Origin of the sequence: Mucilaginibacter sp. PAMC 26640 (assembly GCA_001596135.1) — a bacterium.
In the GTDB taxonomy this organism is placed as follows: Bacteria; Bacteroidota; Bacteroidia; order Sphingobacteriales; family Sphingobacteriaceae; genus Mucilaginibacter.
Window position 1 is genome coordinate 339,061 of sequence record CP014773.1, and the last position, 24,355, is coordinate 363,415.

19 protein-coding genes and 1 pseudogene are annotated in these 24,355 nt (G+C 43.0%); 9 read left to right on the forward strand and 11 right to left on the reverse strand.

Features of this window, described 5'->3' with window-relative positions:
- Positions 1-86: 86 nt before the first annotated feature.
- Positions 87-1,274 carry a hypothetical protein gene (locus tag A0256_01555; GenBank protein ID AMR30196.1) on the reverse strand — a complete coding sequence of 396 codons (1,188 nt, stop codon included), beginning with the start codon at positions 1,272-1,274 and terminating at the stop codon, positions 87-89.
- Between the two features lie 117 nt (positions 1,275-1,391).
- Between A0256_01555 and A0256_01560 the strand changes: the two genes are divergently transcribed.
- The 5 genes from A0256_01560 to A0256_01580 all read left to right on the forward strand — a co-directional run bounded on the left by A0256_01560 (position 1,392) and on the right by A0256_01580 (position 6,644).
- Positions 1,392-1,943, forward strand: coding sequence for a peptide-methionine (S)-S-oxide reductase (locus A0256_01560; protein ID AMR30197.1), 552 nt, complete (start codon positions 1,392-1,394; stop codon positions 1,941-1,943).
- Positions 1,944-1,967: 24 nt separating this feature from the next.
- Entirely contained in the window at positions 1,968-2,780 is an 813-nt protein-coding gene (locus A0256_01565; GenBank protein AMR30198.1) for a 5'-nucleotidase, read from the forward strand.
- A 97-nt stretch (positions 2,781-2,877) separates the two neighbouring features.
- The gene (locus tag A0256_01570) at positions 2,878-5,322 is read left to right on the forward strand and encodes a hypothetical protein (protein AMR30199.1); all 2,445 of its coding nucleotides are present in this window, start codon (positions 2,878-2,880) and stop codon (positions 5,320-5,322) included.
- Positions 5,323-5,359: 37 nt separating this feature from the next.
- Complete coding sequence (locus tag A0256_01575) at positions 5,360-6,226, forward strand: aldose epimerase (GenBank protein AMR30200.1); 867 nt, start codon at positions 5,360-5,362, stop codon at positions 6,224-6,226.
- 112 nt (positions 6,227-6,338) lie between these two features.
- Complete coding sequence (locus tag A0256_01580) at positions 6,339-6,644, forward strand: hypothetical protein (protein AMR34393.1); 306 nt, start codon at positions 6,339-6,341, stop codon at positions 6,642-6,644.
- Between the two features lie 66 nt (positions 6,645-6,710).
- Here A0256_01580 and A0256_01585 read toward each other — a convergent pair whose 3' ends face one another.
- The 5 genes and pseudogenes from A0256_01585 to A0256_01605 all read right to left on the reverse strand — a co-directional run bounded on the left by A0256_01585 (position 6,711) and on the right by A0256_01605 (position 13,379).
- Positions 6,711-7,457, reverse strand: coding sequence for a hypothetical protein (locus A0256_01585; protein ID AMR30201.1), 747 nt, complete (start codon positions 7,455-7,457; stop codon positions 6,711-6,713).
- A gap of 114 nt (positions 7,458-7,571) precedes the next feature.
- Positions 7,572-9,413, reverse strand: a complete 1,842-nt coding sequence (locus A0256_01590; protein ID AMR30202.1) for a beta-galactosidase — start codon at positions 9,411-9,413, stop codon at positions 7,572-7,574.
- A gap of 18 nt (positions 9,414-9,431) precedes the next feature.
- Positions 9,432-12,248, reverse strand: coding sequence for a DNA topoisomerase IV (locus A0256_01595; protein ID AMR30203.1), 2,817 nt, complete (start codon positions 12,246-12,248; stop codon positions 9,432-9,434).
- 41 nt (positions 12,249-12,289) lie between these two features.
- A pseudogene (locus tag A0256_01600) lies at positions 12,290-12,631 on the reverse strand (GxxExxY protein).
- A gap of 232 nt (positions 12,632-12,863) precedes the next feature.
- Positions 12,864-13,379 (reverse strand): hypothetical protein, encoded by a 516-nt coding sequence (locus A0256_01605; GenBank protein AMR30204.1) that lies wholly within the window; start codon positions 13,377-13,379, stop codon positions 12,864-12,866.
- 156 nt (positions 13,380-13,535) lie between these two features.
- On the opposite strand from A0256_01605, the gene A0256_01610 reads away from it, so the two are divergent.
- On the forward strand, positions 13,536-13,964 hold the full coding sequence (locus A0256_01610; protein AMR30205.1) for a hypothetical protein: 429 nt from the start codon (positions 13,536-13,538) through the stop codon (positions 13,962-13,964).
- Positions 13,965-14,021: 57 nt separating this feature from the next.
- Here the strand turns inward: A0256_01610 and A0256_01615 are convergent, their stop codons facing one another.
- The 4 genes from A0256_01615 to A0256_01630 all read right to left on the reverse strand — a co-directional run bounded on the left by A0256_01615 (position 14,022) and on the right by A0256_01630 (position 17,942).
- Positions 14,022-14,681 (reverse strand): hypothetical protein, encoded by a 660-nt coding sequence (locus A0256_01615; protein AMR30206.1) that lies wholly within the window; start codon positions 14,679-14,681, stop codon positions 14,022-14,024.
- Complete coding sequence (locus A0256_01620) at positions 14,678-15,172, reverse strand: cytidine deaminase (GenBank protein ID AMR30207.1); 495 nt, start codon at positions 15,170-15,172, stop codon at positions 14,678-14,680. The genes A0256_01615 and A0256_01620 overlap by 4 nt, the downstream gene beginning before the upstream one ends.
- A 105-nt stretch (positions 15,173-15,277) precedes the next feature.
- Entirely contained in the window at positions 15,278-17,173 is a 1,896-nt protein-coding gene (locus A0256_01625; GenBank protein ID AMR30208.1) for a DNA topoisomerase IV, read from the reverse strand.
- Positions 17,174-17,276: 103 nt separating this feature from the next.
- Positions 17,277-17,942, reverse strand: coding sequence for a hypothetical protein (locus A0256_01630; protein AMR30209.1), 666 nt, complete (start codon positions 17,940-17,942; stop codon positions 17,277-17,279).
- A 97-nt stretch (positions 17,943-18,039) separates the two neighbouring features.
- Here A0256_01630 and A0256_01635 point away from each other — a divergent pair, with 97 nt between their 5' ends.
- Positions 18,040-19,377 (forward strand): hypothetical protein, encoded by a 1,338-nt coding sequence (locus A0256_01635; protein AMR30210.1) that lies wholly within the window; start codon positions 18,040-18,042, stop codon positions 19,375-19,377.
- Positions 19,378-19,604: 227 nt separating this feature from the next.
- Entirely contained in the window at positions 19,605-21,524 is a 1,920-nt protein-coding gene (locus A0256_01640) for a glucosamine-6-phosphate deaminase (GenBank protein AMR30211.1), read from the forward strand.
- Positions 21,525-21,575: 51 nt separating this feature from the next.
- Here the strand turns inward: A0256_01640 and A0256_01645 are convergent, their stop codons facing one another.
- Entirely contained in the window at positions 21,576-22,589 is a 1,014-nt protein-coding gene (locus A0256_01645; GenBank protein AMR30212.1) for a glutamate formimidoyltransferase, read from the reverse strand.
- Positions 22,590-22,720: 131 nt separating this feature from the next.
- Here A0256_01645 and A0256_01650 point away from each other — a divergent pair, with 131 nt between their 5' ends.
- Positions 22,721-24,319, forward strand: a complete 1,599-nt coding sequence (locus tag A0256_01650; protein ID AMR30213.1) for a hypothetical protein — start codon at positions 22,721-22,723, stop codon at positions 24,317-24,319.
- Positions 24,320-24,355 lie beyond the last annotated feature (36 nt).

Below are 24,355 nucleotides of genomic sequence, written 5' to 3' on the forward strand. Positions count from 1 at the left end.
AACTTTCTTGTTACAAATTTAGGTATTAAACAATATTTAATATGCAATATTAAATAAAAAATATCACATCCAATTCTGGATGCAAATCAGTCCAGCAACATTGTTTTATCCCTTAGTTCAGAGCTGAACAGTGAAAAGTGACGGGTCAAAGTTTCATAGATAATCTTCAGCCAGATGAGCAGGCATGGTATAGCTTTTAGCTTATACGGCTTTATATAGGTATTTCGGATGTATTTAGGAAAAAGATCTGAGGGTGATAGGCTGGTGATAAGTAATGCCAAAACCAGTAATACAATTTCAAAACGGGTTATCGGCCTATCCAAATTACTATACCAAATGGCAACCCCTGCAAACGCTATGATGTAAGTAGGTGACTCCGAACCGCTACTATATATCACCGCAAAAATCAAAGCAGAAGATACGATAAGCAGTTGAAAGGCAGTGGAGTGAAAGCTTTTCATCCGGAGGTATGACAAACCAAAAAGTAACAGCGCAGGGATGATGATTATTATGTTTTTAAGCGCTGGATAGTTTAAAATTTTGCGAAAAAAACCCATCACACAAATATCCTGCATGGCCGAATTTTCGTTCGCGGCATTCTTGTCCACAATATCATAATACCAATCTTTATACGTTTGAATAATGAATGATGGCGACGAGATAATCATCGGCAGCACAAATAACACTACCGACCAGAATGCCATACCGGCAATGAATTTGATCTTATGGTTTGAAAAGAAAAAGAAAGCAAGGCCTACAATGCCGTAGAGCTTTATAAAAGTGCCTAACACGATCATTAATGCGGCCCAAAAATCCTGCTCGCGTTTAATAAAATTATAACTCAAAATAATTAGCCCGGCCACCATGGGGTTAGTTTGCACACTGGCAGAAGCCGTCATCAACTCATGTGCACAGATCAACAAAACCACCAGGTATTGGTTATCCTGCAAAGGCAATAGCTGAATGGCTTTAAAAAGAATGAAGGCGTTAAACATTACCCAAAGCAAAATCCCTATACTATCCGGCAGGTAGGTAAATGGCGCAATAACCAAAGAAAATACCGGCCCGTAATGGTTCAGATCGTAGTAATGCTCCGGATAAACAAGATATAAATTTTGCTCGTGCAGCGTGTGGAAGAAATTGAACTTAAATATGGTGTAATTGTTAAAACCCTGATGAACCAAAATCTGCTTTAATACAATAAGAAAGCTGAGGCCAAAATACAGCGAATAAACAAAGGGTTTATTATAAATAAGGCGGGATAATCTTTGCATATATAGTTAGGCCGCGCAAATATAATATTATGCAGGATACAAAAATGCCTTCGGGACCATCTAAATAATAAAGTATCTAAACATGCTTAAACATCTGATATCATTTAATATAATTTAATGTCTGCTAACCTACAAAAAACAACTTTTGCCAACGGCTGCTTTTGGTGTACCGAGGCCATCTTTCAATTAATAAAGGGAGTAACCAAAGTAACATCGGGTTATATGGGCGGAACCACACAAAACCCATCCTATATGGAAATCTGCAATGGTAAAACCGGCTATGCGGAAGTGGTGAACCTTGAATTTGATGCGGATGTTATTTCATTTGCAGATCTGCTGCTGGTGTTTTTCAAAACCCACAACCCAACCCTGCTCAACAGACAGGGTAATGACGTTGGCACCCAATACCGTTCTGCTATTTTTTACCATACCGAAGAGCAGAAACAGCAAGCGGAAACAATGATGAAACAACTTGAAGCTGAGCAAGTATTTGACAAACCTATTGTAACCCAAATCACAACGGCGGGAGAATTTTATAAAGCTGAAGAGAAACACCAGAATTATTACAGCAGCAATCCTATGAAATTATATTGCGCTTCTGTTATCCAGCCAAAGCTGCACAAATTCGCGAAAGAATTTACTGATAAAATAAAGCCGGAATTATTATAATCGCCATATTTGCTTATCGCAGCTATGAAAAAAAACACCGCCTTGTTAGCAGCCGCTATTTTATTAAGCGCCTGCTCGGTTTCCAAAAAAACCGAAAGTATTTCCATGGCCAATAGCGGCAAGGTTTGGTCATCACTTTGGCAACAGCGCTCTTCCGAGTATAAAGCGCTTTGTTTTCAAGCCTATAATTTGGCTAAAATGCGTTTGAATGAGATCGTTCGCAATGAAGGCGGCAAGCCCTATGCCGTAGTTACCGATATTGACGAAACCGTTTTAGATAACAGCCCGTACGATGCCATGCGCGCAACAGGTAACCTTGATTACAGCTTTGACACCTGGAAAAGCTGGACAGCAAAAGCAATAGCTGATACCGTACCAGGAGCACCGTCGTTTTTTAAGTATGCGGCATCAAAAGGGGTGGCTGTGTTTTACGTTACCAACCGTGCCGAAGAAGAAAAAGCGGCCACCATAAAAAACCTGCAATTATATGGCATGCCTAATGCAGATGATGCCCACGTTTTAATGAAGCAAACCTCTTCCAGCAAAGAAAGCCGCCGGCAAACCGTGTTATCAACTTACAATATTGCCCTACTGTGCGGCGATAACCTGCCAGATTTTGATGCTTTGTATGATGCTGTAAACGGTGTTAAAGCCAGCGAACAAAGCCGCCAGGCCACAACGGAAAAACTAAAAAAAGAATTTGGCAGCAAATACATCATCATCCCCAACCCTGCTTACGGCGATTGGGAGAATGCCCTGTTTGATAATAATAGCAAACTCACTAATGCACAAAAGGATTCGGCATTGCGGGTTAAGCTTAAGACTGATAAACCATAGCTGACAGTGTTGGTGTCCTGGTGACTGCTGTGTTAAGCTTTTGTTAAGTAAGATAAATGCCACTGCTAAATTGGTAATTTTGGATACATCGATTAAAATGAAACCAAAATTTATACTTTGCATAGCAGCTATAAGTGTGGCAGCACAAGTGTTTGCACAATCGCCGGGTAAGCTCGCGAAAACCAGTCAGGTACTCCTTCCCAACGGTTGGAAATTAAGCCCCGCAGGGCGCTCACTTCCACTTGGCGATCTGCCGTTGAACATGCAACTTTCAGCATCAGGCAAGTTACTTGCGGTTACCAATAACGGCCAAAGTACCCAATCTTTACAATTGATAGATCCGCGCAGCGAAAAACTACTGGATGAAAAAGTGCTCGGCAAATCCTGGTATGGTATCGCTTTCAGCCGCGATGAAAAAAATATTTTCGCTTCCGGCGGTAACGATAATGTGATCCTGAACTTTCCCATTAACAATAGTAAACTAGGAGCGCCCGATACGATCCATTTAGGCGCTGCATGGCCAAAAAACAAAATATGCCCAACCGGCATCGCCGTAAATAAAGCAGGTACGAGGTTATACACCGTTACCAAAGAAGACAATACGCTTTATGTTATCAACCCGGCTGATAAAACAATCGTCAGTAAAACCAAACTGGAGGCTGAGGCTTACAGTTGCATTTTATCGCCCGATGAAAAAACGCTTTACATCTCCATCTGGGGCGGCGACAAGCTTACTTTTTATAATACCACTAACGGCACATTAACCAGTATTGCGGCGGGTAGCCACCCAAATGAATTACTGCTTAACAAGAAAGGAAATTTGTTATTCGTCGCTAACGCGAATGACAATTCTGTCAGTATTATCAATACGCTCACTCATAAAACGCTTGAGACGGTATCTACTTCTTTATACCCTACGAAATTAACAGGTTCTACCACCAACGGTTTCGCGCTTTCGGCTAACGAACAAATGCTATACATTGCCAATGCCGATAACAATTGCCTGGCGGTATTTGATGTAAGCAAACCCGGCAGCAGTCAAAGTCGTGGATTTATCCCTGTAGGATGGTACCCAACAAATGTGAAAATGCTCGGCAAGAAAATATTGGTGAGCAATGGTAAAGGATTTATATCCATGGCAAACCCTAAGGGCCCGCAGCCGGTAGGTAAGGTTGATAACAGCGGCTATCAAAAGGGCGCTATCAATAGCAGAGAACAATATATAGGGGGTTTGTTTAAAGGGACACTTTCGTTTATCGATGCGCCATCGGATGTGCAATTAAAAGCATACACAAAGCAGGTATATGCCAATACGCCGTTCAATAATAAAATTGCAACAACTGCCAACGGCGAAGTTGGTAACCCTGTTCCGCGCAGAAAAGGCGAACAATCACCCATTAAGCATGTGTTTTACATTATTAAGGAAAACCGGACTTATGACCAGGTGCTGGGAGATGTTGCAGCAGGTAACGGCGATACATCGCTGTGTATATTCGGGCAAAAAATAACGCCCAACCTGCATGCCATTGCCGGTGAGTTTGGCCTGATGGATAATTTTTATGTAGATGCAGAGGTAAGTGCCGATGGCCATAACTGGAGCATGGCCGCCTACGGTACCGACTTTGTTGAAAAAACATGGCCAACCAGCTATGGTGGCCGTGGAGGCAATTACGATTTTGAAGGCACCCGTAAAGCCGCTTACCCGCGCGATGGTTTTATATGGGATTACTGCAAGCGCGCAGGTGTAAGCTATAGAACTTACGGTGAATTTGCTGAAGGCGGAGCAAAACCAAAAGCCAATATCAAATCATTGGAAGGGCACTTTTGCCTGCACTCTCCTGATTTTGATCTCAATATAAAAGATATCACCCGCGAGTCTATTTGGGAACACGATTTCGATTCGCTGTTGACAATTAATGCCGTACCACAATTCAATACCGTACGCCTGGGTAATGACCATACCAGCGGGCAGCGTAAAGGGGCCATTTCGCCTTTAGCAGCTGTTGCAGATAATGACCTTGCCGTTGGTCGCTTCATCGAGCACTTGAGTAAAAGCCCTATCTGGAAAGAATCTGTAGTTTTCGTATTGGAAGATGATGCCCAAAACGGCCCCGACCATATAGATGCTCACCGTTCTCCCGTATTTGTAGTTGGGCCGTATGTAAAGCGCAATGCAGTAATTCATAACATGTATTCAACTTCAGGGGTACTCCGTACTATTGAATTAATATTAGGCTTGCCGCCAATGAGCCAATATGATGCCGCTGCTATGCCCCTGTATGAATGTTTTACCGCCAAGCCAGACTTTACACCTTATATTGCGAAGCGCCCGCAAATTGACCTGGAACAGCGCAACGTTGCGATTAACGAGAGTAGTAAGCGTTCAGAGTCCTTTAACCTCGCCGAGGAAGATGCAGCACCGGATCTGGACCTTAATGAAGTGATCTGGAAATCTGTTAAAGGAGAAACGGCTGTTATGCCGGCACCTAAAAGAAGTGCATTTGTGATTTTAGAGAAGAAAAAGAAACAGGATGACGATTGATTTGTTGATATCTTTACGTTAAAAATCCTGTACCATCATGACCACCCTTGAAAATGATTTTTTAAAAATAGCTATCGATGCCAAAGGCGCTCAATTAACTTCTGTTCACAATAAAGCAACCGGTGTTGAACATTTATGGCAGGCAGATCCGGCTGTTTGGCCATGGCACGCGCCAAATCTTTTCCCAATTGTTGGCGGGTTGAAGAATGACGAGTTACTGGTGGATGGCACCAAATACCCGATGAAACGCCACGGGTTTGCCCGCCTTTCGGATTTTCTTTTGCTGGAGAGTGATGAGGTTTCAGCAGCGTTCTCTTTACCGAATTGCGAAAAAACATTGGCCGTTTACCCTTTTAAATTTGATTTCCAAATCCTGTATACCCTTATTGAAAACGCACTACGGGTAACTTACAAATTAATTAACCGCGATAAAAAATCGGTATATTTCTCAGTAGGCGGCCATCCGGCATTCAATGTTCCTTTTGGCCCGAACGAGAACTACGAAGATTATTATGTGGAATTTGAAACGGACGAAAAACTCCGGTCGCATCTCCTGTCCACCGACGGCTTGTTTACCGGAGAAACCGAACCGCTGGCTATCTCAAAAAAGAAGTTATACCTAACCCGTGATCTGTTTGCCAAAGACGCCTTGGTTTTAAAAGAACTAAAATCGCGGATGTTAACTATAAAAAGCGATAAGCATGATAGTACTTTGTCAGTGGAGTTCCCTCATTTCAACTACCTGGGACTTTGGGCGAAGCCGGGTGCAGATTTTTTGTGTATTGAACCCTGGCTGGGCTGCGCTGATGCTGAAGGTGAACCAAAAGATATTAGGAACAAAGAGGCTATACAAAAATTAGCGATTGGCCACGTTTTTGAAGCATCCTTCTATATCAGTATTTAAAATAACTACGTTTTATAATTTCCATAAAACAAAGTTTACGCTTTTGTACTTATCAATTTATTAACGCAAATTTAACGCTGTGAAAAAGAAAATTTATTTGATCGCTGTAACTATGCTGCTGGTAGTAGCATCAGTTTCTTCAAACGCTGCAACTTTTACTGATGATAAAAAAGCTTTTAAAGAAGCCGCAGCTAATATGACCGACGACCAGAAAAGAGCAAGGATCGATGAGATCAAAACCCGCGTGGAAGAGATCAAAGAGATGGATAAATCTGCCTTAAACAAGCAGGAAAAAAGAGAATTAAAAACTGAATTAAAGAGTTTAAAGCATGAAGCAAGCGCCATGGGCGCTGGCGGCATTTACCTTTCATTAGGTGCTATTCTGTTGATCATCCTCATCCTGATTATTTTGCTGTAACAAACAAAACAAAAATATACGCCAAAAAAAACGCCCCTTGCTGAGTGGCATTTTTTGTATAATTCGTTATACGTACAGCTTTTTCAATTCATTTTTGGCATTAACAAACCATTGCTTATTGCTGCGATTTTCTACAGCGCTTAAATGTGGCTGTTCTTCCAGCATATCGGTAAAGATCTTCTCGGCCTCTTCTACTTTATCTTGCCGCATCAGAAATAATCCGTATTGATAGCGTTGCTCAAAATATGAGTACCTGCCTTTCATCAGCTTAAATTCATCGTCGGCCTGCCGGATATTACCTGATAGCTCAAGTGACTTTGCATAAACCACGTGGGCTTTAGAACGAATGAACTGAGGCTGATTGTAAAGTTTTTGAGCTAAAGGTAACACCTCTGCATACCTACCCAGTTCATAGTAGCCTATCATCAATTGGGCCATTACATGCTCATTTTCTGCAAATGCACCGGTTTGGCTGGCTTTATAAATTTCTACGGCTTTATCGGTTTGGCCCGCTGCCAGGTAAGCATCGGCTAATTTGATGCGATTAGCGAAGGTATCAGTAAACCGGACCTCATCTTCCAGTTTTTTGAGTTTGCTACCAGGGTTAATGATACTTTTAACATCGATTTTGGCTGCGCTAATCTTCCTGCGGCTCAAAATTTCCTGGTATACATAGATGAGGCTTCCCAGGTAGGGTAAAAAGATAATGATCCAGAGCCACTTTTGCTGGGTACCGTTTTTAAAGCTATGGTAGGCGCAAAAACCCTGCAAAGCGAATGAAATATAATAAAGGTAATCTTGCCCGGGAAACATTGGTTGTGATAAAATTATATTCAAAAATAAAAAAATGCCGCATATAGCAGCATTTTAATTTTTGTATTTAGCACGAGTTTAGCAAACGTTCCTGGCTTCAATCTAAAAAATGTGCTATTGCTTTACAACTTCATTTAATATAGGATGATTCAATGTAGACAGCTCGGTATGGCCTCCTTTCAGTTCATCAAAAACAACAACTTCGTTTATACCTTTTTTAAGCCATGCCGCCGGTACGTAAAGCGTTTGCTGCGGACCAATATTCCAGTACTTACCCAAATTGTGGCCGTTGATAAAAACAAATCCTTTCCCAAAACCGTGCATATCTAAATAGGTGTCGCCCAGCGCACGCAGAGAAAAGGTGCCGCGGTACAAGGCCGGTGTTTCAGCATTGTCGCCAGTTTGGGCAGGCGCATACTTTGTACCCGCAAGCGTTGCAAACGGAAACCGGTACATTTTCCAGCCTAGCAGTTCCTGCCCGTTAAGCGTAACTTTATCTGTTATGCCCTGGCGGTTATCTATCAAAAAAGGGCCGTAATTAATGCGACCGTTATTTTCTACAAGTATATCTAACACACTGTTAGCTAACGGGCTGTTTAATTGCAGCGAATCCTGTTTCAGTCGCCTGTCTAAAACGCTGATGCGTTTACCATTTAGATAAACTGTGGCGTAGTCGCGCATCTCATTAATCTTCAGCAACCCACTTGCTGCATTGGCTAACGTTGTACGATACAGCACAAAGCCATAACCTTGGTCCAGATCTTCAAAGCTCATCGGGTGTTCTGCTTCCACAGGCTTACCCAGGTTGCTAAACAAGTTTGCCTTGCTGTTCAATTTAATCACCTCCAAAGCAAAGCTCATCCGTTTTTTACCGGGCACGTCAGGCAGGGTTTGTCCGGCTGGTAAATGCTTGGCAATAATTTCACGAAATTTGTAATATTTAGGAGTTGGGTCGCCAGCTTCATTCAGTGGTGCATCGTAATCATAGCTGGATGTTTGCGGTGCGTAAGCTTCTGTCTTGTTCATGTTAGCCCCATTCATAAAGTCGCGCGTTGTGCCACCATGAAACATGTACATATTAATAGAGATGCCAGCCGACAACACTTTTTCAAGATGCTTGGCATCTTCCTCTGCATTGCTGCCCGCGTGGGGTTTGCCCCAGCTATCGAACCAGCCCGGGTACCACTCCGCTATATAATAAGGGCCTTTACCGTCATGATATTTGTTGATCAGTTCTTTTACTTTTTTCGGATCGTCCTCCCCATTAACTGCAGGCAAAAAACCCGGCAGGTAGCCCGCAGGCATTTGCGAAGGGCCATCACAAGTAAACAAAACACCATCAAAACCCGCCTCCCGGAAGATTTTCTCATTTTGGGCCAGGTATTGTTTATCATCACTGTATGAGCCATATTCATTCTCTATCTGCACCATTATAATATTGCCGCCATGCGTAACCAGCAAAGGCGAGAGCTGCTTACCTAATTGCAAAACATAGTTGCGGTAGGCATCAATAAACTTAGGATCCTGGCTACGAACTTTAAGGGTTTTATCTTTAAGCAGCCACCAGGGGTAGCCGCCAAACTCCCATTCGGCACAGGCATAAGGGCTTGGCCGCATAACTACCCACATACCCTCTTCTTTAGCTATTTGCACAAATTGGGCAATATTTTTATTTCCACTAAAATCATACTGGCCCTGCACATTCTCGTGTGCATTCCAAAAAACGTACATACCTATGGTATTCAGGCCCATGGCTTTGGCTATTTTTATTCGTTCGCGCCAATTATCCTCGGGAATACGGGTGTAATGCATTTCGCCCGAAATGATCTGCAGGGGTATGCCATCCAGCATAAAGGTACTATCGCCAAGGGCGAAAGTATGATCTACGTTTTGAGCATTAGTTGTAATAATGACACTTAAAATCAAAAAACAAAAAACAGTTACCTTTTTCAACATTGTTTTCTTTATTATAGTTTAGAATAATCCCAGCTGGCCTTTATCATCTATATCCAGCTCATCCGGGTTAGTTATCTCGAAATCTATTTTCTTTTTTGGTGGTTCCACCGATGGGGATTTTGATTCAGGCGACTTAACAGTTGGTGATTCTTCAGATTCAGTTGCTTTTGATTGCACAGGCTCATCTTGAATTATTTTTTCTTTAACGACCTCCTCCGGCAATTGTTGTACGTCCGGGGCAGCATCTGTAAATTGCTTATCCTCTCCCGTCAGAATGATTTCGGTATCCTCAACAGAATCTGGTGCCGGGTCGGGTACGTCTTCTTCGTCGTCATGCTCGGCTATCAGCTCCACGGTTTTCACCAGGTGCACGGATAAACGATTTCCCATGGCTTTCATCCCTTTTACATCTATAAGGTCGGTTAAATTCAGTTCTGCAGTCTCCGGCACTAAGGCTTTGCCCTTTTGCTGCTCTACCTTAACAACTGGCTGTGCTGCGCCAGAGATTATGATCAGCTTTGATCCCGGCTCCTCGCTGATGATACTGGTATGCTTGCCGATAACTGTATGCTCAAACATAAAGCGCTTCACCATATAGTTTTTCGATTTACCTTCGTAATAAACTACAGCAAATACTTTTGCCGGATCATACTTTTCAATCACCGCCATTTTATCATCGAAGTGATTATTGAGGTCGAAGCTGGTCAGTTCGTATGTTCCGTTAGGTAAAACGGTTAGGATGCGATCGTCGCCATCAAATTCTCCCAGATATTTACCTCGGCCATCGGCATTGAGGCGCTTCAGGATTTCATCATACCAGATCTTACGGCCTGCCAGAGTGGAAACACCTTTGCTTTTCAGCACTACTTTTTTCACTGGGTATTTGGTAACCATGTTCCCCATAGATCCACGGCCTTTTATAGCCAACACGGCAAAATCCTCGTCAAAGTTAAGTTTTTTGAGCTTGGCGTGTGGCTTTAATTGAACCGTCACCACCTCGGCCTCGCCATTAGGATTAGCGGTAAAGTAAAGCACTTTAGATCCTTTGCCACCTTTGGTAAGGTCGTATTCCTTATCGCGGGTAACACCCGTAACCGAAAAGCGTTTGATATAACTTACGCCGCTGGTTCCATCTTTGTAGATCAGGTTATAAACCGTACGCTCGTCGTTTTTCTTAAATACCGCTACGTGCAAAATATCTTTACCTACAAATACTTTATCCTGCACCCGGGTTACCACAAACTTACCGTCGCTGCGGAATACGATAATATCATCGATATCAGAACACTCGCCCACCAATTCAACATTCTCCTCTTTCTTGAGAGAAGAACCGATAAAACCATCCACACGGTTCACAAACAATTTGATATTTGCGAGGGCCACCTGTGATGCTTCCACTTTATCAAAAGTGCGCAACTCTGTTTTACGGCCCCGGTCTTTCCCGTACTTATCGCGTAGTTTTTCAAACCAGGCAATGGTATAATCGGTAAGATGTTTTAAGTGATGCTTTACCTGTTTGATCTCAGCTTCGAGGTTTTTGATCTGCTCATCCGTTTTCTTAAAATCAAAACGGGTAATGCTGCTCATCGGCTTATCAATTAGCTTCTTATAATCCTCCGGAAGAATTTCACGGTAAAACTGGGGAAAAAATGGTGTAAATAAACGGTTCAATACTTCTACCACCAGTTCAAATGTAGACGAACCCTCATAATCCGGATGCTTATACATCCCTTCCTGAATAAAAATCTTGAGCAGTGAACTAAAGAAGATCTTTTCCATCAGTTCTTTCAACCGGATATCCAGCTCCATCTTAAGCAACTCGCGGGTGTAGTTGGTACTTTCAATGAGCATATCGTTCACGCTCATAAAGCGCGGCTTATCATCCTGAATTACGCAGGTGTTTGGCGATATGGAAACCTCACAATCAGTAAAGGCATATAGCGCATCGATTGTAACATCAGGAGAAATGCCAGGTGCCAGATGAATAACAATCTCTACATTTTGGGCGGTATTATCTTCGATCTTTTTGATCTTGATCTTGCCCTTGTCATTGGCCGAAATCACGCTGTCGATCAGGCTGCCCGTTGTAGTAGTAAAAGGGATCTCTGTAATAGTAAGCGTTTTTTTATCCCGTTCAAGTATCTTAGCTCGTACCCTTACCCTGCCGCCGCGCTGCCCTTCGTTATAAGCCGAAGCATCAGCCATTCCACCGGTAGGAAAATCAGGCAACAGATTAGGGCGGGTACCCTGCAGCGATGCTATAGATGCATCCAGCAATTCTATAAAGTTATGCGGTAATATTTTTGTGGCTAAACCAACGGCAATACCTTCAGCTCCCTGCGCCAAAAGCAAGGGAAATTTCACGGGCAGCGTAATAGGCTCGCGGTTCCGGCCGTCATAACTAGCCTGCCAAATGGTGGTATCGGGGTTAAAAACAACATCCAAAGCAAATTTGGAAAGGCGAGCCTCAATGTAACGCGGAGCAGCGGCTGAATCGCCGGTTACCGGGTCGCCCCAATTGCCCTGGCAATCTATCAGCAGATTTTTCTGCCCTATCTGCACCATGGCATCACCAATGGAAGCGTCCCCGTGCGGGTGATACTTCATCGTATTACCGATAACGTTGGCGGCTTTATTGAAGCGCCCATCGTCCATTTCCTTCAATGAGTGAAGGATACGGCGCTGAACCGGCTTTAAACCATCGTTAATGTGCGGAACGGCACGATCAAGAATAACGTATGACGCATAATCCAGGAACCAATTTTCGTAAAGGCCGTCGAGGGTGGTGATAGTAGGAAGCTTAGATTCTTCAGTATTGTCGGGATTTTCTAACATTTCTTTTTTAACACAGAGATAATGAGAAGGCACAGTGTGCGCTAAGTTTTTATGATTCGACGAATGCCGTCTTTTACTTTTACAACATTAAAATTGATGAGTAAACCAAGTTTGCAACCTGACACTTTTAGGTAAGTCAACACTTGTGCGGTGTGTACCTCGTTTAATGCATCTATTGCTTTAATCTCTACAACCAATTTGTTTTCAACAAACAAATCTAATCTATATCCACATTCCAGTTTAATTTCTCCATAAATAAGAGGTAATGACTTTTCTTTTTCTACGTGAATACCTTTTTTAATGATCTCATAAAATAAACATTCTTTATAAGCAGATTCCAATAATCCGGGGCCAAGTGCTTGTGTACCGTGATAGCTGCACCTATAACCGCAGTTGCAAGATCATTCTCAATTTGCATATTCAGTTTCTTTGCGCCTTCTTTGGGTTCTCTGTGTTTAAATTCTGACCTGTAAAGATAAGCAAATGTGCAGAAAAGCCGATGCTCACTACAGTCGATTACCAGCGCAGTCAGGAGTTTTTATTAACATTTCAACAAAGAAACTCCCATGAATGAAGAATATGTGAACCTGTTTTATTAAAAACTAGCCCATTGTTTTACCTGGCCTTCAGCTGCTTCCTTTCCCGTAACATCGCGCCATAGTCCATCCGCCTTAAGGCGGCATTTACGGTGCTCACTATCCTGTTTGCCCGGGTCTCTTCAGTTTTAGCATCATTGATCCATTTAATAAAATACCCCTGGTGCGATTTGGTGATACTGGTAAAGTAATCCGCAGCCTCCGGTTCAAAATCAAAACACTCCTGCAAGTCTTCGGGCATGGTAATTTTGAAATCTGCATCAAACGCTAGGCGGACCCGCAATGTTGCGCCGCTGCTTTTCCGGATGCCTTTACGGATGGCCTCATTCGTCGGTAATATAAAAGCTCCATCACCGTGCGGCAATAAAGCTTTACCTGCAATTTCAAAATTGTCAAGAAAGCCTTTTACCCTGAAAGATCGCTTTTCTCCTGGTTTAAGCACTTGCGCCTGGTCTGCAGAAACCAGAATATAGGTCCACCCGGTTTTATCACCGTTTTCCCCAAATTGCAAAATGATAGTATTGAAATCAACCATTAATCAAATATAGCCCATTGATTGCGCAAATGTTAACGGATATAAGCTATTGTTAAATGTTTGTTAAATACTAAAATTTAATACCGCTAAGTGTAACACATCGCCTGCTGACCGCATCTTATAGGTGTAATTTAAAATATAAAAACTCACAATATCATGAAAAAATTAAAATCAATTATGCTGGGCCTAACCTTATTGGTAGTGTGCAGCGCAGCTAAAGCAACAACCTTAAACGATAACGATAATCTTACCGCCACGCATGCTGTTAATACCTATGTAGATGCCATGACCCGCGGCAGGTTAAGCGGTCTTAACGAAGTTTTGGATTCATCGGTAAAATTCAGCATGCTGCGCGGCAAAAAACTGCTCAGTTTTAGCAAAAAAGAAATGATGGACTTTTTCAAAGCAGATAAAAATGTGGAGCAGAGTTGCACCACCAGCACCAGTATTGTTGAAAGCAATGCCGATGTAAAGTTGGTAAAAGTAGATATGAAATTTCAGGAATTCACACGCACCAATTATGTAACCTTAGCCAACACCGGCGACGGATGGAAGATCACTAATGTTTACAGTGTTTTTAAATAGTTTATTAGTTAGATAGTGTTTTAGTGTTAGGGCCCCGGAGCAATTCCGGGGCTCTATTTATTTTAAGTAGGGCTGCAATACGGCCTGCCATCTATCATAGCCGGCTTTATTAAGATGCAGCATATCAGTTTCAAACAATGAGCCGTCGGGCTGTTTAGTGGCCGGGTCTAGTATCACCGTTGCCACATCTGTGTAATGCCCTCTTTTTTTATTGGCAAGAAATGCTTTAATCCTTTTATTCGCAGTCTCTACCTCTGCGAAAAACTTTGCACGACTAGGGCTTGGTTTCACCGCCATAAAATAGATCTCGGCCTTTGGCAGTTTGTTTTCCAGCATTCCCCAAAGCTTCGTAAACTCTTCGGCGACAAATGCCCCGGATTTACCTGCCGCTATATCATTTTCACCTGCGTAAATGAATACTTTTTTTGGCCGATAAGGGAAAAGGATATATGGCGTATAGTAATCTACCAATTGCTCAAGCGTACAGCCACCAACACCACGGCGAATGATGGGCTTATCGCTAAAACGCTGCCCCAGGTCTGTCCATTTACGGATAGACGAACTGCCAATAAATAGAAATCCATTTTTGGGTGGAAACTTTATACTATCCTGGTGCTTAAACTCCCGGATCTCGTTATCAAAAGGAAAGCCGGTTTGTGCACCGGCCCTGATACCGGCACTTACCAGTACAAAAAGCAAAAACAATTTTATCTTCATAATGCTTGTGATAATCTTTCTTCAAAAAACATAAACGGCATCAAGCTGGCTACGCCATCAATTACCCAAACCGGGCCATCTATACAGTACAACAACATTTTGAAGGGACTGTTCTGGCGTTTTTCGCATTCGGCCATTACTTGCAGACATGCGCCGCAGGAGGTAACAGGTTTTAATAAGCGGAACTCATCAGTTTGAGCAGTAACCGCCATTGCCACAACTGGGTCGTCGGCATGGCTGGAGCCCCAATAAAACAGAGCAACCCGCTCGGCACAAAGCCCGGACGGGTAGGCTACGTTTTCCTGGTTGCTGGCATGTAGTATTTTACCGCTCTTCAGCAGCAATGCTGTACCTACTTTAAATTTTGAATAAGGTGAATGTGAAGTAGCCAGGGCTCCAACCGCCTCCAGACAAAGTTTTTGCTCTGTTGGGTTAAGTTCCTCAACGGAATCGTATTCTTTAAAGGCTATTTTTATTTCGTGTTCTGTCATGATTATCACCCTGCTAAAAAGAGGGGGATACAAGATAGGGGGAATATTTGTTAAAAACAAAAGAGACGCGAAGTACCGCGTCTCTAAAACAAGTTTTATTTACATCTACACCGCTACCGGCAACTCTACACTATCCAAATGCTCTGCAACCAATGGATTTACACGTTCGTCATCTTTCTCAACACGTAAATTGTTTACGATATGCTGCTGACGCGTAGGTGTGTTTTTACCCATAAAGTACTCCAGCAACGCTTTGATATTGGCATCCTTTAAAAAAACCGGATCCAGCCGGATATCTTTACCGATAAATAAGCCAAACTCGTCAGGCGAGATCTCACCCAAGCCTTTAAAGCGGGTGATCTCGGGTTTGTTACCCAGTTTGGCAATGGCGTTACGGCGCTCTTCATCGCTGTAGCAGTAAATAGTTTCTTTTTTATTGCGGACCCGGAACAGCGGTGTTTGCAAGATAGAAACATGCCCGGCCTTTACCAGATCCGGGAAGAATTGCAGAAAAAAAGTCATCAATAGCAGGCGGATGTGCATACCATCCACATCGGCATCGGTAGCTACCACAATGTTGTTATAACGAAGGTTATCTATCCCGTCTTCTATATTCAAAGCGTGCTGCAGGAGGTTAAATTCTTCGTTTTCGTAAACCACCTTTTTAGTCAGCCCAAAACAATTAAGCGGCTTACCTTTCAAACTGAATACCGCCTGTGTTTGCACATCGCGCGATTTGGTGATACTTCCGCTCGCTGAGTCCCCCTCGGTAATAAACAGCGTGGTATCCTGCTTACGCTCGTGGTTATCGTCGAAGTGAATTTTGCAATCGCGTAATTTACGGTTGTGTAAGGATGCTTTTTTAGCACGGTCGTTAGCTAATTTTTTTATCCCGGCAATATCCTTACGCTCCCTTTCGGATTGGAGGATGCGTGCTTTGAGAGAATCTGCAGTTGCGGGATTTTTGTGAAGATAATTATCCAGTTCGCGCTTTACAAAGTCGCCGATAAACGTACGCACAGACGGCCCATCCGGGCCAACGTTTTGAGAACCCAGTTTGGTTTTGGTTTGCGATTCAAACACTGGTTCCTGCACCTTTATCGCGATAGCGGCAACAATAGAAGCACGAATATCCGCAGCATCATAATCTTTATCGTAAAATTCGCGGATAGTTTTCACCACCGCCTCGCGAAAGGCTGCCTGATGCGTACCACCCTGCGTAGTATTTTGCCCGTTTACAAAAGAATAATACTCCTCACCGTAAGATTGCCCGTGGGTCATCGCGATCTCTATATCGTGCCCCTTCAAATGAATGATCGGATAACGCAGGTTTTCAGCATCGGCATTGCGCACCAGCAGGTCGTACAAACCGCGTTCTGATAAATATTTTTTACCGTTGAAGTTGAGTGTCAGCCCCGAGTTAAGGAACACATAGTTCCAGATCATATTCTCTACAAATTCCGGGATGAAGCGGTAATGCCGAAAAATAGTGTCATCGGGAATAAAGTTAATGGCGGTACCATTGCGTTGCGAGGTTTCCTTTTCTGGCTCATCACGCGTAAGCTCCCCTTTTTCAAACTCAGCTATTTTAGTACGGCCATCACGGTAGGATTGCACAGTGAAATAGTTTGACAAAGCATTAACCGCCTTGGTACCCACACCGTTTAAACCTACAGATTTTTGAAACGCTTTGCTATCATACTTCCCACCTGTGTTTATCTTAGATACGCAATCGATCACTTTACCCAAAGGAATGCCGCGACCGTAATCCCGTACGGAAACTTTATGATCGCTCATATTAACTTCGATTGTGCGGCCCGATCCCATTACAAATTCATCTATCGAATTATCAACAATCTCTTTAAGCAAAACATACACCCCATCATCATAAGCAGAACCATCGCCCAGCTTACCAATATACATACCGGGCCTTAATCGTATGTGTTCTTTCCAGTCTAGCGACCGGATACTATCGTCATCATAATTACTAGTCTCTGCCATATTTCATTCAAAAAATTTGGCGCGCAACGCACCGTGTACAAAAATAAAGTTCCCGCATTTAAATAGCGATTTAAATGTTTTAACTTATCCACATTATTATGTGTTATTTAAACTTCAGGCAATTGCTTGCCCGGTCTACATCTTTAAAGAACTCCGGCCCTTTTTCGTTCGCAAAGCAAACTGCCAATATTGTGCCGGTATGGTCCTTTTGTAAGGTAACCAACAAGGCATACTTATAGCGCTTTGTTATAGGCAAATCTAGTAGGTTCAATAAGTATGAGCGGCCCGCATTAGCTTTGTAGCGAGCACAGACATTGCGTGGAATAGTACGGGTGAAATAGCTGCTCCTGTCGCCGGTAAAGGCGATGGCATAGGCTGTTCCCATCCCCAGGTACACCGAATCGGGATTAGCCTGGGTGGTTTCCTTATTGCCAAGACTCCTTAAATAAGCCGCATAATTTTCTTTTTGCGATTTTACCTGTATCCAAATCTCAAAGTCTTTTCCAGGCAGTTCCATTGCATAATCGAAAGAAAAATCCTCGTTATCGGGGGCTGGGATTTCCTTAAAGCCTTTGGGGAATTCAAAATCAACATTGGCAACGGCTATTACAGCTTTGAAATTTTTGAGCTGTTGGCTGAGATTTTCCGTCTTGTAAACAACTACAGATTGTAGTTTTTTAACGTTACCCTGCTTCCTGCGCTGCGCAAATGCCGGCGCAATACAAAACAACAATATACCGGTAAGCAATATTTGTTTAATTTGCTTCAAAATAGTTTAATCTGGCAGGTAGTTTAAAAAATCAAAGACCGAATTTAATTGATTTAAAGTGTTAACGAAATTAAATTATAAGATAAATTTTAAATAAATGAGTATAAAGCCGCTGCTTAATCGCTTCGATCTCACCATGATAGTGATCAGCCTGGTCATCGGCATGGGCATTTTTGGCACGCCTAGCGACGTAGCTCTTAAAGCCGGCAGTGCCGGTGTATTTTTTGGCGCATGGATCTTTGGGGGACTGGTGAGCTTATGTGGCGCGCTCACTTTTGCAGAAATAGGTGCACGCTACCCCACCACTGGCGGTTTCTATAAAGTGTTTTCGTATTGCTACCACCCAGCTTTTGCATTTATGATCAATTGGGTGCTCGTGATCAGCAACGCAGCTTCTGTTGCTGCTGTTGCACTTCTCGGTGCGGAGTATATAAACCCTATAATTATGCCGCTGAGTTTTCAAAACAGCACAGGTACCAAAATCACCACCATTGCAACCGTTCTGCTTTTGTATCTGATTAACCTTTTAGGCATTAAACAAAGTGCACGTGCGCAAAACCTGCTTACAATTTTCAAGGTGGGAATGATTTTAGTTTTATGCACCGCAGTTTTTAAAAGCGACGTACAATCCACACCCAATATAGCTACCATTCCGCATAGCGGAAGTTTGGTCACTGCATTTGGCTTAAGCCTGATCGCAGTTTTCTTTACTTACACCGGTTATGCGCAAACCATTAATTTTGGCGGCGACATTGTAAACCCTAAAAAAAACATTCCAAAAGCTATTTTTATAGGTATTGGTACAGTAATTATTTTATATCTCGCCATCAATTTTGCGTATTACAGCGTGTTGGGTATCGGCGGTTTACAGCAAACACATACACTTGCGGCTAAAATGGCTGGCATTATATTCGGAGCTACCGGTTACAAGATCACTTCAATACTCATGTTTGTTTCCGTAGTGGCATTTGTTAATGTAAACATTATGCACAATCCCAGAACCTATTATGCTATGGCAGAAGATGGTATTCTCCCCCCGGTATTTGCAAAGGTAAATCCTAAAACGCAGGTACAGGAATTTGGGATGACTTTTTTTGTTGCTGCTATCCTGGTTATCTTATTTTTCGTGGGAACGTTTAGCGAAATGCTAAAATATGTGATGTTTTTTGAAACGATAGGCACTTCACTTGCAGCCATCTCTATCTTTATTCTGAGACGGAAGACCAAGGGCCTGGATACTTCAGAAATTTATACGATTAAATGGTTTCCGCTTATTCCAGCACTTTTTGTTCTATCCTATTGTTTTGTCACAATTAATATTTTTATTTCTTTTAAAGAGAATCCTTATGCGGCTCTTTGGTGCTTATTAGCTTATGCGATAGGCTTGGGTATCTACTACTTAAGCGTAAGCAAAAATGCTCAAGTTAAAACTTAAAATACTATCCAATATCTTTTTAAAATTTTTTAAGAAGATATTGGATAGTAAATTTAACTTTATTAAGTTTGTGTCGATGATGAATTTAAGATCATTATACAGCAGCGCGTTCTCATTCCTCATAAGGGATTTAAATTTTATAGTTATTGGTTGGTAATCCTCGCTTCGGTGAGGATTTTTTTTGACCCCATTTTTTTAAACAAGACAATAAATACGATATAAGAATTATGGCAAGATTAAATTTACTGGAAGAGACCCGTTACGAAAAGCTGCCGGTGAGCGTTTATGCAGACCAGAAAACTGCATCAGTGGCGGTGGCCGCAAGGATAGCTAAACTCATCCGCGATAAGCAGGCCGCTGGTCAGCACACTGTTTTGGGCCTGGCAACAGGCGTTACACCCATCGGCGTTTATGCCGAACTGATCCGTCTGCACAAAGAAGAAGGTTTGTCCTTCCGTGATGTCATCACTTTCAACCTGGATGAGTATTTTCCTATGAAGCCCGATGCTGTGCAAAGCTACGTGACCTTCATGCACGAGCATCTCTTCAACCATATCGATATTGACAAAAGCTCGGTACATATTCCTGATGGCACTTTAGCACAGGAAGATGTGGCCGCTTTTTGTTTGGATTACGAAAGACAGATCTCCGAACTCGGCGGACTGGACCTGCAATTATTAGGGATCGGCCGTACCGGCCACATCGGTTTTAATGAGCCGGGTTCTGCACCTAACTCGGGTACCCGCCTGGTTACGTTGGATGACCTTACCCGCCGCGATGCTTCCCGCGATTTTGGTGGCAAGCAGAATGTGCCAACCAAAGCCATCACCATGGGCGTGGGTACCATCTTTAAAGCACGTGAGATCATCCTGATGGCCTGGAGTGCTAAAAAGGCGCCTATTGTGGCCAAAGCCGTGGAGGGTGAGATCTCCGGGGACGTGCCCGCTACTTTTTTGCAGCTATCCGAGCATGTGGAGTTTGTACTGGATGAAGGCGCAGCCTCCGGGTTAACCCGTTTTGACACCCCATGGCTGGTGAAAGATTGTGTTTGGGATAACACCCTGATCAAAAAAGCGGTGATCTGGCTCTCGGGTACGGTGGGTAAACCGATCCTGAAGCTGACCGAAGAAGATTACAATAACCATGGCATGGCACAGCTTGCCGTAGAGCAGGGGCCGGTATACGATATCAATATCGACATATTTAACCAGATCCAGCATACCATTACCGGCTGGCCGGGTGGCAAACCCGGCGCGGATGATTCGCAGCGCCCGGAACGTGCCGAGCCTGCCCGCAAGCGTTCTATCGTGTTCTCCCCCCATCCGGACGATGACGTGATCTCCATGGGTGGTACTTTCATCCGTTTGGTTGACCAGGGGCATGATGTGCATGTGGCTTATCAAACCTCCGGCAATACCGCTGTTTGGGATGATGATGTACTGCGTTATGTTGAATTTGCTATCGATTTTAAAAACAGCGTTGGCGAGGATACCGCCGAACTGAAGAAGCTTTATGATGAAATGCGCCACTTTATTGAGAACAAGCTCCCTAACCAGATCGATACCCAGGAGATCCGTAACGTGAAAGGCTTTATCCGTAAAACGGAAGCCATCTCGGGTGCAAGGTTCTCCGGCGTGCCGGACAGCAACATCCATTTCCAGGCTTTGCCTTTTTACGAAACGGGTAAAACCAAAAAGAATGCCGTGGGTGAGGAAGATATCAAACTTACCATGGAGCTGTTACAAAAAATTAAACCCCACCAGGTTTTTGCTGCCGGTGACTTTGCCGACCCGAACGGTACGCACATCGTTTGCTTCAACGTTATCCTGGAGGCCTTAACCCGACTGAAGGAAACCGAGGACTGGGTAAAAGATTGCTGGATGTGGCTGTACCGCGGTGCGTGGCATGAGTTTGCCACCCACGAGATTGAGATGGCGGTACCGCTTTCCCCTGCCGAGGTACTGCGCAAGCGCAGCGCCATCTTCAAGCACCAAAGCCAAAAGGACCGTCCGGTTTTCCCGGGTGATGACGAGCGCGAGTTCTGGGTACGTGCCGAAGACCGTAACCGCGAAACAGCCATTTGTTATGACAAACTGGGCATGGCTGAATATGCAGCTATGGAAGCTTTTGTGAGGTACCACTACTAAGTTGAAATATTTTTAAATTAACAAGCGACAAATTGCCGCTTGTTAATTTAATTAGTCCAATAGATACTCAATTATCCGCTCCTGTGGATTAAAAGGGCCAAGTTCATTCAGCCCCATCGAATCAACCGCAATTTGTATAAGTTTATCTTCTTTTAATTCTTCCTTCAGGTTATTCTTATCAGCAAAATAGCGTCCAGCTTCAACTATTGAATGTAAAGGCATTAAGCCTATTAATTCACTGCCGGTTACCTCAACACCTATTTTCTCCGCAACATTACTCACCTGGTCAAAAACTATATGAATTGGGGTTATATTGATATCGGTTAAATTCATTGAGACTTGCGCTTTGCCATATTCTTCAATATACCAACCTATAGCTTTAACATTTTTCAGCAAGCCGGGTACCATCTCCGACGTGCCATCTGCATTTTTTATCTTCCGGCCCGATTCTCTTATCTCTGCAGCAATATCAGCTGCAACAGCAACAGATGAACTACCAAGATTAACGTTATAGGCTATCAAAAAATTACGGGCACCAATAACAGTGGCACCGCGTTTAGGATCATTTTCTGCCGGGCCAAAATCGGGCTTCCATTGCGGCAGTTTGATCTTTTTGAAAAAACCCTCATACTCGCCCGCCCTAATTACAGAAAGATTGCTGCGACTTTTGTTAGGTTGCGAATATTCATACAAGTAAACAGGAATTTGCAGTTCATCCCCTACCCTACGCGCTAATTGTTCAGCATACTTAGCGGTTTCAGTAAGAGTGATGTTTTTCAATGGAATTAAAGGGCAAACATCGGTAGCACCCATGCGTGGATGCTCGCCTTTTTGGCAACGCATATCTATTAATTCGCCGGCTTTTTTGATGGCTAAAAACGCCGCTTCAACAACTGCCGCCGGTTCACCTGCAAAAGTGATTACCGTACGGTTAGCGGCCATGCCTGGGTCAACATTTAAAAGCTTAACCCCTGCAACCGACTGTATGGCGGCAGCTATTTCCCCGATCGCTTCACGATTTATACCTTCGCTAAAATTCGGTACACATTCTATTATTTGATTCATTAAGTGATTATTCGTTAGTAGACCGATCAACCTTATTAAAAGTAGCTAAAGAAGCCTTATTTTCCACAAATATAAAGGGTTATTTGACACTAAATCTTTCACATTATAGCTGATTATGATACCTTAGGCAGATGAATAATATCCGTGTTAGGCATGTCTTATACTTTTCGATAGCGGCTTACGCAGTAATTGTATTCAGTATGGTGCTAAAGCTATCGCAAGGCATCGGATGGGACCCGGCGATTAATATGCGGATGGTATATAATGCTTCAAAACATATTCCTTTCAATTATTTGTCACACCCGAATCCCGCTAATCTAAATCTGGACGAGTTGGAATTCGTTGCCTGGTGGACACCCGCCCAATACGCTTTGCCCATGCTGGTTCAAAACCTGCTAAATGTAAACATCAGCATCGCGATAAAAATTGTAACTGCTACTAGTCTGTTATTCTCCGGTTGGGGAATCTTTAAGTTGTTTAGTTTGCTATGTAAAAGCAAAGATGAGGATATAGACGACACATCGGCAAACCTGGCGTTAATGCTGGTTTTATTCACGTTGTTGCAGCCATTCTTTTGGAGAAGTCTTTTAGAATATGATGGAGGGGTAGTATTGCTTAACACTTATTGCCCATGGTTTTTTTATGGCGTTGCGAAAATAAAGCGGGTTAACGGATATAGCCTGGCGGCACTATTGCTGGCAGCATTTGTTGGCTTTTTTCTGAAAGCTGCCTTTACCAGCATCTTTGCAGGTGCGCTATTCTATTTGTTTATCAGGGATTTTTCCAGGCAAGGAGGATCACTTAAAATGTACGATTTAAAAAAAGGATTTTTTCTGGCTGTTAAACTTGCCGCCCTGTTGCTGGTTTATATAGTGGCCATTAAATCTGCTTTTCTCAACCATAATAACAACATTGGTACCTCTTCTCTGGGCATCAGGCTCCAACCCAGAGTATTCGCTTTCCCTGTTGATGCCCCGGTCTTGGGATTGTTTATGGCATTTTCTTTAAATAAAACGTTGCAATGGCTAATTGCCCTAATTGTGATTGTACCGTTTTATTACCTTATATTTTTTAATAAAAAAATAAGCCTGAGTCACCGCCTGATGCTTTTGGGATTTGTACCGGCAACGGTTTTTTTTTACATGTTGCTTTACTTTATCGATGTAGATGTCTCATACGAACTGCGGCACTTTATCCCCGTCACTATATTGATTACACCGGCATTTTTTATAGGTGTAAGGCAACTGCCATTTGGAAAAGTATTGATGTACGGAGTAATCTGTCTCTTCAGTTGTTTAAATATTTACCAATTCATTAACAGGGCCCGGACTACAGCGCCTGAAGGTCCTTCCATATTGTACAGTGGCTTGCAACTATCCTACCCGGCAGATCTGGTCGAAAAAATTCATTCACTGGATAACCAAAATAAACAATGCCGGGACATTTTTTACATGCAAAGCGGCGCACCCTCCCTCGCCCTGGAAATCAAAAACAATCGAGTATTGCTGGAGGACAACTATATTAACTTCCATTTTTTAAACGCCCAACGTTTTAAGCCAAAATTATATTTCGGTCGAAACCGGGCAGCGCTTTACGTAGTATATTCCAATCAAAATTTCAAGCAGGATTCAACTAAATTTCTTACGCGATTCGGGCAATACACTAAATTTCAAAAAATCTTCCAAACCAAGGGTTATGTTATTTTAAAAGGCATCCCGGCAGGATATTAGAAAAGTACTTTATGTAACATTAATGTTTGTGTGCCG